The sequence below is a fragment of the Echinicola jeungdonensis genome (assembly GCF_030409905.1).
Classification (GTDB): Bacteria; Bacteroidota; Bacteroidia; order Cytophagales; family Cyclobacteriaceae; genus Echinicola; species Echinicola jeungdonensis.
On sequence record NZ_JAUFQT010000002.1, the window covers coordinates 549043 to 563503 of the forward strand.

At 41.5% G+C, this 14461-nt stretch carries 15 protein-coding genes; all 15 read right to left on the reverse strand.

Annotated elements, in window-relative coordinates; translation table 11 throughout:
- Positions 1 to 69: 69 nt before the first annotated feature.
- Complete coding sequence (locus tag QWY93_RS15510) at positions 70 to 1887, reverse strand: DUF3987 domain-containing protein (protein ID WP_290249307.1); 1818 nt, start codon at positions 1885 to 1887, stop codon at positions 70 to 72.
- A gap of 3 nt (positions 1888 to 1890) precedes the next feature.
- The gene (locus tag QWY93_RS15515) at positions 1891 to 2811 is read right to left on the reverse strand and encodes a BT4734/BF3469 family protein (protein ID WP_290249308.1); all 921 of its coding nucleotides are present in this window, start codon (positions 2809 to 2811) and stop codon (positions 1891 to 1893) included.
- On the reverse strand, positions 2798 to 3094 hold the full coding sequence (locus QWY93_RS15520; protein ID WP_290249309.1) for a helix-turn-helix domain-containing protein: 297 nt from the start codon (positions 3092 to 3094) through the stop codon (positions 2798 to 2800). The genes QWY93_RS15515 and QWY93_RS15520 overlap by 14 nt, the downstream gene beginning before the upstream one ends.
- Positions 3091 to 3390 (reverse strand): helix-turn-helix domain-containing protein, encoded by a 300-nt coding sequence (locus QWY93_RS15525; protein WP_290249310.1) that lies wholly within the window; start codon positions 3388 to 3390, stop codon positions 3091 to 3093. The genes QWY93_RS15520 and QWY93_RS15525 overlap by 4 nt, the downstream gene beginning before the upstream one ends.
- A 231-nt stretch (positions 3391 to 3621) precedes the next feature.
- Complete coding sequence (locus QWY93_RS15530) at positions 3622 to 4638, reverse strand: hypothetical protein (protein ID WP_290249311.1); 1017 nt, start codon at positions 4636 to 4638, stop codon at positions 3622 to 3624.
- Complete coding sequence (locus QWY93_RS15535) at positions 4635 to 5729, reverse strand: site-specific integrase (protein WP_290249312.1); 1095 nt, start codon at positions 5727 to 5729, stop codon at positions 4635 to 4637. The genes QWY93_RS15530 and QWY93_RS15535 overlap by 4 nt, the downstream gene beginning before the upstream one ends.
- Positions 5726 to 6079: a helix-turn-helix domain-containing protein gene (locus tag QWY93_RS15540; protein ID WP_115869583.1), complete on the reverse strand. Its 354-nt coding sequence runs from the start codon at positions 6077 to 6079 to the stop codon at positions 5726 to 5728. Before QWY93_RS15540 ends, QWY93_RS15535 begins: the two co-directional genes overlap by 4 nt.
- A 242-nt stretch (positions 6080 to 6321) precedes the next feature.
- Positions 6322 to 7704: a tRNA uridine-5-carboxymethylaminomethyl(34) synthesis GTPase MnmE gene (mnmE, locus tag QWY93_RS15545; RefSeq protein ID WP_290249313.1), complete on the reverse strand. Its 1383-nt coding sequence runs from the start codon at positions 7702 to 7704 to the stop codon at positions 6322 to 6324.
- An 81-nt stretch (positions 7705 to 7785) separates the two neighbouring features.
- Entirely contained in the window at positions 7786 to 8241 is a 456-nt protein-coding gene (locus QWY93_RS15550) for a thioredoxin family protein (RefSeq protein WP_290249314.1), read from the reverse strand.
- A 75-nt stretch (positions 8242 to 8316) separates the two neighbouring features.
- Positions 8317 to 9222, reverse strand: coding sequence for a metal ABC transporter permease (locus QWY93_RS15555; protein WP_290249315.1), 906 nt, complete (start codon positions 9220 to 9222; stop codon positions 8317 to 8319).
- Entirely contained in the window at positions 9219 to 10505 is a 1287-nt protein-coding gene (locus tag QWY93_RS15560; RefSeq protein ID WP_290249316.1) for a metal ABC transporter permease, read from the reverse strand. Before QWY93_RS15560 ends, QWY93_RS15555 begins: the two co-directional genes overlap by 4 nt.
- Position 10506: 1 nt before the next feature.
- Positions 10507 to 11295, reverse strand: coding sequence for a metal ABC transporter ATP-binding protein (locus QWY93_RS15565; RefSeq protein ID WP_290249317.1), 789 nt, complete (start codon positions 11293 to 11295; stop codon positions 10507 to 10509).
- Positions 11292 to 12215, reverse strand: a complete 924-nt coding sequence (locus QWY93_RS15570) for a metal ABC transporter solute-binding protein, Zn/Mn family (protein ID WP_290249318.1) — start codon at positions 12213 to 12215, stop codon at positions 11292 to 11294. Before QWY93_RS15570 ends, QWY93_RS15565 begins: the two co-directional genes overlap by 4 nt.
- 3 nt (positions 12216 to 12218) lie before the next feature.
- Positions 12219 to 12881, reverse strand: a complete 663-nt coding sequence (locus tag QWY93_RS15575; protein WP_290249319.1) for a metal-dependent transcriptional regulator — start codon at positions 12879 to 12881, stop codon at positions 12219 to 12221.
- A gap of 429 nt (positions 12882 to 13310) precedes the next feature.
- Entirely contained in the window at positions 13311 to 14438 is a 1128-nt protein-coding gene (locus QWY93_RS15580; RefSeq protein ID WP_290249320.1) for a glycosyltransferase, read from the reverse strand.
- Between the last annotated feature and the right edge of the window lie 23 nt (positions 14439 to 14461).

Sequence of the window (14461 nt, forward strand, 5' to 3'; positions counted from 1 at the left end):
AGGTTAGAAAAAGAAAATAAAACCATTAATCCCAACTCAGGATTTTAAGGAAATAGAGGATACCAAGGATTAACTTTCCTTAGCATCCTCAGAATCCTGACTTTCCTCAATCGAGGTATTTATGTAGTTGTCCTGAGACTCACGGTGAATCAGCCCTGATTTACAGAAGTCAGTGATATAGCCCTCTGCCGTTTTGTGAGGAATGCTCAAGCCTGCTGCCACTTCCAAGTACTTCTGACGGTTGAAGTGTTTGGGTAGCTTGTTCAAGAATTTCTCTTTCCTATTTAATCGAGTAGGTTTCTGAACATCCTCTGGGAGTTCCGCAAATACTTTACTTGAATGCTTGACCAATACTCTGACCATAGCAAGCGAAGCTTGAAAGTCTCTTTCTTCACAAATCATCTTTGATGATGTTTCGCCTGTTTCCATGATCCGCAAAGCGGAGAATATCATGCAGAAACGATATGCAATCAATCCCAATCTTCGGATGGTAGCCATATAGTCGATTCCCTGAATACTCATGTACTTTTCCTGTATCTGACCAAAGAACTGATTGAACTGGTCTTGCTGGTCAGCGGTGAGAAAGAATTGAACATCCTGTCCAGCTTTCAATGAACTGTAAAGACTAAAGAACTCATTGCCTAACGCATCAAAGTAGTCGTCTAATCCATTTGTAGTTTGCGAAGCAAATACATTCTTCCACACCGGTCGAACATTCATATAATAGAATATGAAACGGCTGAATAAGCCGTTTTCTGCATTCGGAATAAGTGCTGCTACTTGCTTGGGCGTACCTGAAAGGACAGTAGAAAGACAAGGGCTTTCTATGTCCACATATTCACGGTCTGTCCTGCGATAGTAGGAAATAGTCTCATGGTGAAAGGCTTTTCTAAAGCCGTCACTATAGTTGCCGTAATCACTCTTAAAAGCATGTGCAAGTGTGTCACCTTCTGTTTCAAATATCAGCCCTTTACCATCACTATCACCCAATAATTGATATGCTCCTGTGGAGCTGTTATTGGCAGGTATAAAGAGCATTTTTTCAGGTGGCTTGTCAGGCTTCTCTATTCCTTCAACTTTCCCTTTATTGGCATTGTATTCAGCCAATTCCAGTTCATAATGTTGCTTGTGGAGTTTTGCTTGTTCCCGAAACTCCTTGTGAACTGGATTCACTAATTGCCTACAGTGTACCAAACGTCCTTTCCCTGCGGATGCCTGGGCGGTAATGAATAGAAACAGATTGGAGTAGACACGCTTTCCATCATAGATGCCTGACACTTTGGGTAAACAGGCACTAATAGCCACTAAGGAGCCAAGGAGTAGAATATCCCTTTCTTCATTAGAGGTTGCTATCTGTATTACCCTTTGTAAGTATTCAGGAAGTTCAGGAAATAGGGAATCAGGAAAGGTTGGCATTTGCTCCGGTTCTTTCTTGATTTCTTCCTGACTTGTTAGGGTCTTACTTTGATGCTCAGACCTGCTTGCAGGGCTATAGACTTGTCTTTCCTTCTTTGGAGTATTCAATGGTATTCCTGCTTCTTTAGCGTGATAGAAGAAGGTTTTCAGGGAAACTCCCTGTCCTCTTGCTTTCATGCAATTATCAAACTGCTTGTCGCACTCCTGTATAGAATACTCAGGGTGAAATTGACTTACACGGTGGAACAGGTTTCTGCCTGTCTCACCAAACTCGTCTGCAAAGGCAAAGCCGATGTTTACCCAATCGCTGTAAGCGGAGGTAACATCTATTTGGTTGGCCTCAATTCCCTGTATGATTCGTTCAACTTCTTCGAGTTGTGTACTTGTATTGTAATCGCCTTGCTCTGTAACTTTTACTTGTTGGTCTGGCTTATCAAGCCATTCCAGCGGATTGAATGTTTTTCGCTCCATAACCTATATGTATTTAGGGTTGATGAATATATCTGTATCGTGCGGAAGGAAACATGCTCTTGAAATATCCTTTCCTGATTGGTCTACTTCTAATTGATAGGTGTGGGAAACGTAGTTTGCCACTGCCTTGAAATAGTCCTGGTGTTTTGCCTGTGTCAAGTCAATCGGTATTACCCATTTCAACCCATCACCTGAAGGAGATACAAACAGTAGCTCCGTTTCAAAATAGTGGTCGCTGAGTAATGATTCCTTGAGTGAAGGAATGTCCTCAATGTGGTCAAAATCGATTGTGAGCAAACCTGAATGTCTTTGGAGGTTAGCATCATTCCGCTTGGAGAATGAGCCTGAGAAGGTCACATAATCGAAGTTTTGAGCCTTATACTTTCGGGCATCCTTTGGCTCGGAGATATTGCGAAGTGTACTTGTACACGAAGCAAAATCATTGCCTTTGATAAGGTGGTACACCTCTATCAAGGAGACTTGGCGACTTGGGATTGTGTTGGTAACAGGCTTGTTGAAATAGCTGAAAACTGGCGGAGCTGGTTTGACTATTTCAGGAAGAGCAACCGCAGGTTGCGTTTCCTCTTGATGATAAAAACCTCTTTCCTTTCCAATTCTCAGGTATAGTTCTTCATTGATCTTGTCGAGAAGGGCTTGCCCTTCGAGGCTGAAATGCAATGAAGCAAAATCAAAGACATTGCCCTGTGCAATGGCTTCTTCTGTATCGGTATGCCTAGCAATGCCGTCAACTACTTTAACCATCAATGTGGGCTTGTCCGCATTGAATGGATTTTTAGCAGGTTTACAGTCCCTTCCCGAAAGGGATAGGACTGTTTCACCCTGATAGTAGTGGCGTAACACATGGGCATAGATATTCAGGCCGTAATGTGTTTTACTCAATATGGCTTTTCTACTTATCTCCATAATGCTTTGATTTTGAAGGTGAGTAGTTGGATTCCAGTAAAGCTTCCATGTCAGAAACTTTGTAATAGAACTTGCCATTGATTCGGCTGTAGGGAAGAACCCCACTATCCCTAAGGGATTGAAGGGTTCTTTTGCTAATGTGTAGCGTCTGCATCACTACCTGACCATCAATCCATTCGTCACTGAATTGCTCCAATCGTGACTTATGGAAGTTGAGGAGGTAAGCTTTGATCGTTTTAACGTCCTGAGTAAGTGTCAGGAGCATATCTAATACCTCTGTCATAGCTTTACCCTCCCTTTTTTGATTAGGTAATCCGCAGCTCTGCGGTCTATTTCCTCCTGGGTGGAATTGCGGTTGCGTAGCAACCAGCTTTCTAACTCCGTTCTCTTGAAATAGAGCTTTTTCCCATTGGGCTTGTAGTGTGGAATATTTCCTGCACTTGTCAACTTGTACAAGTGTGACTGTGAAAGCTCCAAGTACTGGCAAGCCTCAGTGAAGTTTAAAACTTCTTTCGTGTAAATCCCCTGGCTCTCAATTAGGCGTTGGAGATTTTCAAGACGTTCAATTATTTCGTCCATCTTAAATCGTATTAAGAATTAATGAATGGACTCTTGGCCAAAAGTCATATTCGATTGTCGAATACGATGCTAAAGTAGGAGGCTAAATGGGGCGTTTTGAGGCTCTAAAGCATGGTGCAGTGTAGAGTGCAGAGTGCAGAGTGGGCTGTAAAAAACGATAGTCCACTTTTAGGGCAAAAGAGGACTAAACAAAAACAGAAAAAAGATAAAAGGAGTATAGTGCAGAGTGGACTATATCAAGTGCGAAACTGCCTTTTCTATTTTATCTCCTGTTAGGTTTGGTCTTTTTAAAGACCTGAACTTTGACCTGTCAAAGGAACTTCCATCACTATCAACAAAGCAAAGGCAAGTCACTTCCCATTGCTTTTGCTTGAGGTCATCTACTAATTTATGTTCTGAGTATATCAGCTTAATGAAATAGAATAGTTCGCTGATATTCCCTGTCCATTCTACAGGTGTTTTAATTTCACCTCCTGAGAATACCTTTTTGAAATTGAGTAGGGTTGTAGATTTGCTAATGAAATGATTCAGCTTTAGGCTATCCCATAAATCAGTCAATTTATATGGGTTGGTGTTTAGCTGCTTGTAGGTAAATGAATGAAATGAATTTGCTGTTGCTGCGGTTTCCGTTTTGGTTGCTGGTACTGGTTTGGATTCAACTTCAATTAGTTGAACTGGCTTCAAGAAATGTTTGTCCGGGACAGGTTCTAAGAGTAGTTGGCTGTAAAAGTCTTCCAGTATGAATTGATCATCTATCCAAGTGCTGAAAGCATCTTGGATTTCCAAGTAAAGCTGCATGTATGCAAGCTTTAGAAGCTGGACGATGAATGTGTTTGCCTTATGGGTTTGGTCTAATTCAAAGGATGTTTTCTTAGGATCTATGTACGAAAGTGCATAGTCCTTTTCTTTAATCAATTTTCCAAGGTCATTTAAACGTGTTTTAATCCGCTTGTTAAGTGTGTCTTCAAGCCAATACTTGATTAAGTTTTCATTGTTATCCTCCTTGATCAGCTCCACAAGTCTGACACATTCCGCTTTGACATTATTCAATATCAGTTTGGAATAGTACTTTGTTTTGTGATCGAATGGCCTGTGAAAGCTGATTTCATATTTGAATTGAAAATCTGTGGAGGTTTCCTTTAAGCTGCTGAGTTTGGAAGCATACTTTTGATCAAGGCTATTTTTTCCTAACCAAGGGCGAAGCTCCTGATATAAGATGTCGTCAAGTATCTTGGTTTGATTGCTCATAGGTCAAGTTTGATTTTGTTGGCTGCTTCCTGTTTCTTTTCATCTATGATTTTGGCATAGACTTGGGTGGTCTTCAATTCCTTATGGCCTAAGAGCTTTGAGACTGTGTAAATATCAGTTCCTGCCGTAAGCTGTAAAGTGGCATAGGTATGACGGGCACAGTGAAAAGTGATGGTCTTGAAGATACCAGCTTTCATCATCCATTGTTGCAATTTCAGGTTATGCCAGGCAGAATATTTCAATCCCTTGAATACTCGTTCTTCCGGAGCTTGCCTTTCACCGAGCAAGCCAAAGGCTTGTTCTGAAATAGGTAGGGTTTCAGCTCCCTTGGTTTTCTTCTGTCTGAATCGGATGTAATACCCGTTATCATTTGAATGCTGCACCTCTGACCAGAGAAGCTTATTGATGTCTGACCACCTCAGACCAGTGAGGCATGAAAATATGAATGCCGTTTTCATCTGAGGGATTTCACATTCTGTATTGGCTGCTGCTTGCAGTTGCTCCAAGGTTAGAAATTCTCTTTCAGGCTCACCTTGTTTAAAGGCGTCAACTCCTTCGCTTGGGTTAGTCGGTAGAATACCGTCTTTCACTGCTTGCTTTAAAGCTGCTCTCAGCTTGTTAAAGTAGGAGTACTTTGAGTTTTGGGATAGCTTCTGACTGCCGTGTGCTATAGCTTTCTTATCAAGATAGTATTTGAAATCCTGAATAAACTGCCTGTCAATATCTGAGAAGGATACCTCATAGGAACAAAATGCCTTTAGATGTTTCAGCATACTTGTCCAGTTGCCGTAATTGCCTGGACTGTCTTGTCTCTGATTGGCAAGTAGCTCAATGTATGCAAGGAAGCTACCTTTCAATTTCTCATTGTCTCGGAACCCATAAACACCGTTTTGGATTTCAATTTGTCGCTGTGCTCTGATAGTCTCAGCTAATTGAAGAGTCTTTTTGTTGACCTCCTTTTCTTCCTTGGTCTTCGGATTAGGAGTAAGGTATAATTTGAGGTATTCGGTTTTCCTTTTTCCCTTATGGTAGTAGTCGAGGTATAGACTGGTCTTGCCACCTTGATTACGTTTTCTTAGTGTTACTTTCATGCCTGAAACAGTTTTTCGATTTCTTCTCTCTTGATGATGGTACGGCTACCAATTTTCGCAGCTTGAATTTTTCCGTTCTTGATCTGACGGTACAAGGTCATTCTACTAGCTCCAAGTAGTTTGCAGGTTTCGGCAATACTTAGAAAGTCTTTGTCTTTGACTTGCTCCTGATTGTACTCTTGTTTCTGTACCGCAGTAGGGGCAATCTCCTGTACCTTCTGATCTCTCTTGCGTTTCTTGTAGGCACGCTTGGCACAGTTATCACCACAAAATTTGGTCACAGTTGTCTTGGCGATAAACTCAGTACCGCAATGCTGACAGATTTTTGGAACTCGAATGTTGCTGCTCATGGTGTTTCCTTTTTCGGCTTGTTTCTGTATCAGAGTGTATCCCTTTGTATCAGGATGTATCTCTATGTAACATCATCTCGCCACTATCTTAAAAATCTGTTGCTAACAACAAATATTGATTGGTCAGCAACAAATTAGAAACGAAAGATAGGAAAAAATAGGAAAATTAGCAACAAGTAAAGGAAGTAAAAACAGCCTAAAAGCAAGAAAAAGAAGGCTTTAGTGTACTATCTGAAAAGTAATTACTTTCCGATACAAAACTTAGAAAAGATATTCGCTAACAAATCATCCGTTGTGATCTCACCAGTGATTTCACCCAGGAAATGTAGAGATCTGCGGATGTCCATGGCCAGGAAATCATTGGTGATTTCTTGATCCAAACCACCCAGCACGTCCAATAGGGATTCTCTGGTTTTGACCAGTGAATCGTAATGGCGGATATTGGTGACTACCGTATTGCCGGTTTTGAATTTGTCCAGGTTGACCAATTCCAAAATCTTGTCTCTGAGCTCGTCCAGGTTTTCTTTTTGGCCGGCTGAGATAAAAATAGTTTCTGGGTATTTGGCCATTAATTTTTCCATAAATAGTGGTTCTCCCTTATCCACCTTATTGGCCACCTTGACAAATGGCACCCCCAGGTTTTCAAGTTTGTTGACATCCCTATTGATTTCTACCATGTCAGTATCCGTCAGATCAAAAAGGTAGAGGATCAGGGAGGCTGATTTCATTTTTTCCTGGGTCCGGCTGACGCCCATGGCCTCAATGGTGTCTGTAGTTTCGCGCAGTCCGGCCGTATCGATAAAACGGAAAATTACCCCGCCGATATTGATTTCGTCCTCAATAAAATCCCGGGTAGTTCCGGCAATATCGGTGACAATGGCTTTTTCCTCATTCAAAAGGGCATTGAGTAAGGTGGATTTTCCCGCATTGGGTTTGCCGGCAATCACAGTAGGGACCCCGTTTTTGATTACATTGCCCAGGTCAAAACTGGAAATCAGGTTTTCAACCACCCGCATCAGTTTTTCTACCAATACTCTCAGGTCATCCCTGCTGGCAAATTCCACATCTTCCTCCACAAAATCCAATTCCAATTCAATCATGGAAGCAAAGTGGATCAATTGATCCCGTAGGGCTTTGATTTCCCCACTAAATCCACCTCTCATCTGGTGCAAGGCAGCTTGGTGGGAGGCTTCAGAGTCGGAGTGGATCAGGTCGGCCACTGCTTCTGCCTGGGCCAAATCAAACTGGCCATTGAGAAAGGCCCTTTGAGTAAATTCTCCGGGTTTGGCAGGGCGGGCACCTTTCCGTATAAAAAGTTTGATAACCTGGTTGATGATATAAGAGGAACCGTGAGTGGAAATTTCCACCACATTTTCCTTGGTAAAAGATTTAGGGGCCACAAAAAGTGATACCAACACTTCATCAATAATGCGGTCCTCATCCTTGATGGTGCCATAATGAATGGTGTGGCTGTCCTGTTTTTCAAGGTCCTTGCCCTTGAAAACTTCATTGGTCAGTTTGATGGCATCCTTTCCGGAAAGCCGGATCACTGCTATGGCTCCTACACCTTGAGGCGTTGCCAGTGCAATGATGGTGTCTTCTTTTTCACTGATTGAAAAAGCCATTGTTTATAGATTTTAGACGTTAGACCTGTGATATTTCCTTAGAAGGTCTTTATACTTGTTTCTAGCTACTTGATACTAAGCTTACTCTCCTGTTAATTGCTTTAAGGTAGCGCTCAGGTCTTTGAGGAAAACATCAGGTTCTCTGTATCCCGGGAGCTGGGTAATGTTTTCCATCGCAGCATCGATGATGACAAAGTTGGGGTAGGAGCTGACTCGCATGGCCCTGGCCATGGCTGCTTCTGAATATTCTTTTCCTTTGAATTCGAATTTTTTTTTGGTGTTTTCCGCATCCAATTTGACCGCATAAAAATTATCATTGACATAATCAATTACGTTTTCATCAGTAAAGGTATGCTTGTCCATTTTTTTACACCATCCGCACCAGTCAGTATAAACATCCACCAATACCATTTTAGGTTCTTTTTGATTGAGGGCGATGGCTTCCTCAAAGCTATACCATTCAATGGCGTTTTTTTCCTGAGCAAGAATTGGGCTTCCCAAAAGCAGAAGCAATAATATTATCGTGTATATTTTCATTGTATTTCTAATTTCAATTCATAAAACTAAGCATTGGTAAGCATAGTTCCTCACCTGGATTTGCCTTAACGTCCTTTAATTGGAAAGGCCTTTACTTTTTGGAATTTGAATTCCTTTTTGAAATAACTTGGGAATCTTTTTTTGGTGCCGGACGATGCTGACAAAAAAGATCAATCCAGCCACTGAGGCCATGGATCCGGCTATGGAACTGTTGAGCCAATAGGCTAAATAATAACCAAAAAAGGAGTTTGTAATACCCAGAATAATAGTGAGTTGTATGAGCTTTTTTAAATCTTTGGTCCAAAGGTAGGCTGTGGCAGGCGGAACTACCAAAAGGGCCACAACAAGTATTGCGCCTACTGCCTCAAATGAGCTTACGGTGGTGTAAGAAACCATGCCCATCAAACCATAATTGACACCCGCAGTGGATAGGCCTATGGTGGCAGCAAACTGGCTGTCGAAGGTGCTGATTTTTAATTCTTTGAAGAATAGGTAGATAAAGGTGGATACCAAAACAAAATTGATCCCTGCTAAATAGGTGACCCTTGGCCCCAGAATGGTGCCAGCTTTGGTGATCCAAAGATCAATGGGGACATAAGCAATTTCACCATATAAAACACAGTCCTGGTCCAGGTCAATCTGGTTGGCCAAAAAGGTGATTAAAATTATCCCAACAGCAAATAGGGAGGTAAAGGTGATGCCTATGGATGCATCTGATTGCAATTTTACTTTTGAACTTAGGTATTCAATTATAATGGTAGCAAGGATACCTACCAAGCCTGCTCCAATCACCATGGTCAGGCCATTTCTGTTTCCTGATATCAGGAAAGCCATAACTATTCCAGGCAAAATCGCATGGGAGATAGCATCTCCGGTCATTGCCATTTTTCTCAACATGAGAAAAACGCCCAGCAGTCCACAGGATATGGCGATCATGGAACCAGTTACAATGATAATAAATGCATTTGGGTCAAAACTCATGATTTGTCTCTTGGTATGATGGAATGATGTGGATCTGATTTGGGGAAGTTTAGCCTTTCGTCCAGCTTGGCTTCCAATTCAGGAGTGATGATATGCTCCATTTTTTCTGCGCTTTCATGTACATGGTCGGGAGCAATATTCATATATTCTGTCAGGTAAAGCTCCCACAAACGGTGCAGCCTTACGATCCTTTTTGCTTCTATTAATCCTTTTTCTGTAAGGTCTATAATGTATTCATTTTTAGTTACATATCCTTTTCCTTCTAATTCTTTGATTGAAGAATTGATACTGCTTTTTATCCCAGGGAAATGGTGCCGTAAAGTGTCAAGTGCAATGCCTTCCATTCCTTTTTCCCGGGAATTATAAAGGGACTTTAGGATATGGTCCGTATGAATTTTCCTTTGGTATTTTCTTTTGGCCATCCACCGGGTCAGGACTCCTTTATTAAAGGAGAAGAAGAAGGATAAAAAGGCCAATAAAGAAAGCACAATCACCACCCAGGGGCCCGTAGGCATATGAGGCAGGATAAATGAAATGTATGCTCCGGTAATGCCAGAAAACAGGGCGAACCCAACCGCTATCATTAAAGTGCGGTCCAGGCGGTCTGTCCAAAATCGGGCTGCAGCTGCAGGAGTAATTAACAAGGCCGCCATCAATACCACCCCAATGGCTTGAATGCCTGTCACCACGGCCAATACCATCAAGGAATTGAAGAGAAACTCCAGGCTTTTGATGGGAAGGCCCACCGACTGTGCAAAAGATTTATTAAAAACCATTACCTGGAATTCTTTGTAGAAAAACAGGATAGTGGTGATAACGGCAAAGGCAAGAAGGCCATACACCCAAAGATCTTCCTTGACAATGGAAATGGCATTTCCAAAGATAAAATGATCCAAGCCGGAAAGAGCCGCGTTTCCGGTTTGTTGTAATTGGGTCATCATTACAATACCTATCCCAAAGAAAATAGATAGTACCGCGGCGATTACGGTGTCTTCTTTGAGTTTGGTGGTATTGGTAATCCAGGTAATAGCATAGGTTGAAATGGCGCCGGTGACAAATGCCCCCGAGACAATCCAATAAGGATTCTTTGTACCTGCAAACATAAAAGCAAGACAGACACCTGGAAGAACAGCATGAGATATGGCATCACCCACCAGGGCTTTTTTGTCCAGGAAGGTGAAGGTCCCTACCATGGCTGAACTGATGGATAATAGGCAAATGCCTGTTACCACCATCATTACATTTGGATCCTGAAAGGAAAAGAAATAAATGAATTTATCCATATCAACTCTTTAAAGGGTTGAAACTGCTTTTCTTGATCAATTCGCCCACATCGGTTAACATGGAAAGTTTTCCTCCATAAGTTTTGGTCAATAATTCCTCTGTGAGAACTTGATTGGTAGGTCCAGAGGCAATCAGGTGCATATTGAGCATGATCAGCCAATCGAAGTATTTTCCTGCGGAGTAAATATCATGGTGAACCACAATTACTGTTTTTCCTTCTTGAGTCATTTCCTGGAATAATTGCACTAAAGCTTTTTCGGTACTCATGTCCACACCGGCAAATGGCTCATCCATAAAATAAATGTCTGCTTGCTGTGCCAATGCCCGGGCAATAAAAACCCTTTGCTGTTGGCCGCCGGAAAGTTCGCTGATCTGCCTGTTGGCAAATGCCTTCATGTTAACTTTTTCCAAACAATCAAGTGCCAGGATTTTTTCTTTTTTCCCTGGTCTTTTGAACAAGCCCAGCTTGTGGTAGGTCCCCATCATTACGATGTCCAGAGCTGAGGCGGGGAAATCCCAATCTACAGATTCTCTTTGGGGAACATAGCTGATCCTTTTTCGAACCTGATTTAAACCTTGGTCAAATATTTTAACGAAACCGCTATTGGCTTTGACCAGTCCCATAATGGCTTTGATCAGGGTGGACTTACCTGCACCATTGGGGCCCAGGATTCCTATGAGGGCTCCTTCTGGCAGGGTCAAGTCGATGTTCCACAAAACAGGATTTTGACCATAACTTACAATCAGGTCGTGGACTTCTACTACCGGTTTTTTGATATGTTCAATCATTTTTCTCTCAAATTATTAACAATGGAATTTACATTGGTGCGGACCATGCCCAGATAGGTTCCGGCCTCACCATCTGGTTCACCAAGACTATCTGTAAATAAAGGTCCTGCAATTTTAACCTGATGTCCTTTTCTTCTGCAGCCTGCTTCAACCGCTTCTATGGCTTTTGGAGATATGGACTGTTCTATAAATATGGCTTTGATGTCCTTTTCAATAATAAAGTTGACAAGGTTGGAAACATCATTAAGGCCTGGTTCACTTAGGGTGGACAAACCTTGAAGTCCTCTAACTTCTATTTGGTAAGCTTTGCCAAAATAGGAAAAAGCATCATGGGCCGTGATCAGCACCTGTCCTTGGGCGGTGATTTTGTTGACTTCATTTTTGATGTACTGGTCAAGGGATTCCAGTTCTTTTTTATAAGCCTCCCAATTGGCTTCCACATAAGATTTCCATTCCGGCTTTTTCTTTATGATTTCCCGAACCAATTTTTCCATGGCTATTTTCCATAAATTAACATCAAACCAAATATGTGGATCCACGGTGTTGGTATAATCCGGGCTCGAGATTAAAAGGTTGGAAGGGAGGTGTTCTCCAACATTGATGACCGGATGGGTTCGGGAAAATTTGTGCAATACCTCATTCATTTTTCCTTCCAAATGAAGCCCATGGTAAATGACCAGGTCTGCATCAAAAAGCAAGTCCAGGTCTTTGTGGGAGGCTTTATATAAATGGGGGTCTACACCCACAGCCATAATAGGGGTTACCTCTGCACTGTCCCTCACCAATGCTTTCACCGCATCTGCCATGATATTGGTGGTTGCTGTAATGCGGAATTTGCCATTATCAACTTCATCATCAAATCTACAAGCCCCGGCCAAAAGCAATAGGCATGGAATAAAAAGGGTGAATATGCGTTTCATATATTATTGTATAATCAGAATATTGGCTGCTACATCTTTGGACATAAATAGGGTTTTTCTATTGTCCACCAGAATTTCCAGTGAGCCATCAAATTCAACTTTGTCCAATACTTTTATCCTTGCACCGATATAGGCTCCTACTTTATCCAAGTATCTCAGGAAGGCTGCACTGCTGTCTTTGACCGCCACAATTTGTCCGGCATCATCTACCAAAAGCTCATTGAGAGGAAGTCTTGGCCGGGCTTTTACATCCCCAAATTCATCCGGAATAGGATCACCATGGGGATCGTATTTTGGATTGCCAAGGAAGTCATCAAGCCTTTGGATCAAAATAGGGGACTTGACATGCTCCAGTTCCTCTGCCACCTCATGAACTTCGTCCCAGTTGAACTTTAGTTTCTCAACTAAAAACACTTCCCAAAGTCGATGTTTCCTGATGATTTGAAGGGCCGATTTTTTGCCTTCATCCGTCATTTGGACCCCGTAATATTTTCTGTAATCAATCACCTGTTTTTCTGATAACCTCCGGAGCATATCACTGACCGAAGCAGGTTTGGTCTTCAGCTCCTTTGAAATGTCATTAGTGGAAACACTCTTTTTTCCCTCATCAGAAAGGTGGTAAATGGCTTTAAGGTAATTCTCCTCGGCGTAGGTTAATGTCGGCATTTTGTTCAAAATCATTAGACAGGGCAAATATAGTGATTTAGGTTGTGCTAAAAAAATATTTTGGACAAAGCTAAAACAGCTGTTGATAACTCATTTTTATTTGTTGATTCGGGTTTAGTGTTGGCTAAAAATAAATTTAGATTTAAACTAAAAATATTATAAATAGCTATACAACAATGGTTTATACGTTTTTAAAATGTTGCTTGGAAGATTTTTGAAGAAAGGTAAACGAGTTTCCAAAAGGGTAAAATGGGTTTCCTGATGGGGATAAGAGTGGATAACTTTTTGGGCCTGTGGAAGGAATTGTTGTTTTAAGCAATGTGGTAAAAGGGTCCAGGGGGCTGGGGAGTTGGGAGGATCGGGGGGTAGTGGGGCCTAGTTTCTAACTACGACCCTTTACTTTATTATTTATATCAAGCTTCCAAAATTTCACTTTTCAATTCTGACCAATCCATCTACTACCTGGATCAGCTTTTCTTCCTCGGATGCCCAGGTGACTTCTTTACCAGGTAAGTGGGTATAAAGTGGCTGGTTAATTAAGCGGTCCAGGTCATTTTTTGCATTTTTTGGATTGGAAAAATCAATCCCTATTCCGGCTTTGTACCGGTCCAAAAGCTTTTCCCACCTAGGATTTTTTGTGGTTAAAACAGGGATGTTTAATGCCAGTGCTTCATAAAGCTTGGTGGGAATTTTGGGCATGATGGCCGGGGATTGAAGATAAGGTAACAATAGGATATCCGCATTTAAAAGCTGTTTCTTAATATCAGGATAGGGAACAGGTCTTTGGGCCAACCGGAGGTGTATTTGATTATGGTTTTGCCCCAGTTTTTCTAGTTCGTTTTTAAAGTCCTTTAAAGGCACATGACCAATTACATGGAGTTGATAAGAAGGATTTTCTTTGGCAAGTTCCTTAAACCAATAAAAGGCATTTTCAATCCCATAGGCTGGGGTAAGGGTGCCTGAAATCAAAAATTGAAGACTTTCCTTTCTGGCCAAAGATATGGGGGCAGATTGGACTGGTTTTCCCTGATATTTATTTTCTAATAATGTCCAGTTTTTGATTTGAGGAAACTCCTTTATATAACATTCCTCGGCAAAAAAATAATGGTCCACATAGGGTTGGGAGGATTTTTCCATAATTTGTATCCCTTTTACCACCAATCGTCGGAATAAAATGGGCAAAGTTTGGTGAAAATTTACATTTTTACTGTAATTTTCCTGTAAATCATAGATCAGTTTATTACCGAACAATACTTTGGCTAGGATGGAGGGCCAAAGGAGTTCATAAGTAGTAACGATGACCAAGTCCGGTTTGTAATTTTTAAGTTTTAGAAAAAATATAAATGGGGCAAGTAATCTGAGAGGATGTAAACGATGCCGGCCAAAAATTGCAGTAAATTCAATATTTGACAGCTTGGGAGGATTTTTTCTTAAAAATCCTATGATGTTAATTTGGTATTTATTTGTTTCACGAAGTGAAATCGCCAGCTTGTAAAAAGCCCTGGTGTCAGTGACAGGTTTGAGTACGGAAGCAATGACGACTTTAGCCTTTTTCATATCGATCAACTAACAGAGCGAAT

Coding starts and splice junctions, on each gene's coding strand:
- QWY93_RS15515 (WP_290249308.1), bottom strand. CDS start 2,811: ATGGAGATAAGTAGAAAAGCCATATTGAGTAAAACACATTACGGCCTG.
- QWY93_RS15525 (WP_290249310.1), bottom strand. CDS start 3,390: ATGGACGAAATAATTGAACGTCTTGAAAATCTCCAACGCCTAATTGAG.
- QWY93_RS15530 (WP_290249311.1), bottom strand. CDS start 4,638: ATGAGCAATCAAACCAAGATACTTGACGACATCTTATATCAGGAGCTT.
- mnmE (WP_290249313.1), bottom strand. CDS start 7,704: ATGGCTTTTTCAATCAGTGAAAAAGAAGACACCATCATTGCACTGGCA.
- QWY93_RS15535 (WP_290249312.1), bottom strand. CDS start 5,729: ATGAAAGTAACACTAAGAAAACGTAATCAAGGTGGCAAGACCAGTCTA.
- QWY93_RS15540 (WP_115869583.1), bottom strand. CDS start 6,079: ATGAGCAGCAACATTCGAGTTCCAAAAATCTGTCAGCATTGCGGTACT.
- QWY93_RS15520 (WP_290249309.1), bottom strand. CDS start 3,094: ATGACAGAGGTATTAGATATGCTCCTGACACTTACTCAGGACGTTAAA.
- QWY93_RS15580 (WP_290249320.1), bottom strand. CDS start 14,438: ATGAAAAAGGCTAAAGTCGTCATTGCTTCCGTACTCAAACCTGTCACT.
- QWY93_RS15550 (WP_290249314.1), bottom strand. CDS start 8,241: ATGAAAATATACACGATAATATTATTGCTTCTGCTTTTGGGAAGCCCA.
- QWY93_RS15555 (WP_290249315.1), bottom strand. CDS start 9,222: ATGAGTTTTGACCCAAATGCATTTATTATCATTGTAACTGGTTCCATG.
- QWY93_RS15570 (WP_290249318.1), bottom strand. CDS start 12,215: ATGAAACGCATATTCACCCTTTTTATTCCATGCCTATTGCTTTTGGCC.
- QWY93_RS15575 (WP_290249319.1), bottom strand. CDS start 12,881: ATGCCGACATTAACCTACGCCGAGGAGAATTACCTTAAAGCCATTTAC.
- QWY93_RS15510 (WP_290249307.1), bottom strand. CDS start 1,887: ATGGAGCGAAAAACATTCAATCCGCTGGAATGGCTTGATAAGCCAGAC.
- QWY93_RS15565 (WP_290249317.1), bottom strand. CDS start 11,295: ATGATTGAACATATCAAAAAACCGGTAGTAGAAGTCCACGACCTGATT.
- QWY93_RS15560 (WP_290249316.1), bottom strand. CDS start 10,505: ATGGATAAATTCATTTATTTCTTTTCCTTTCAGGATCCAAATGTAATG.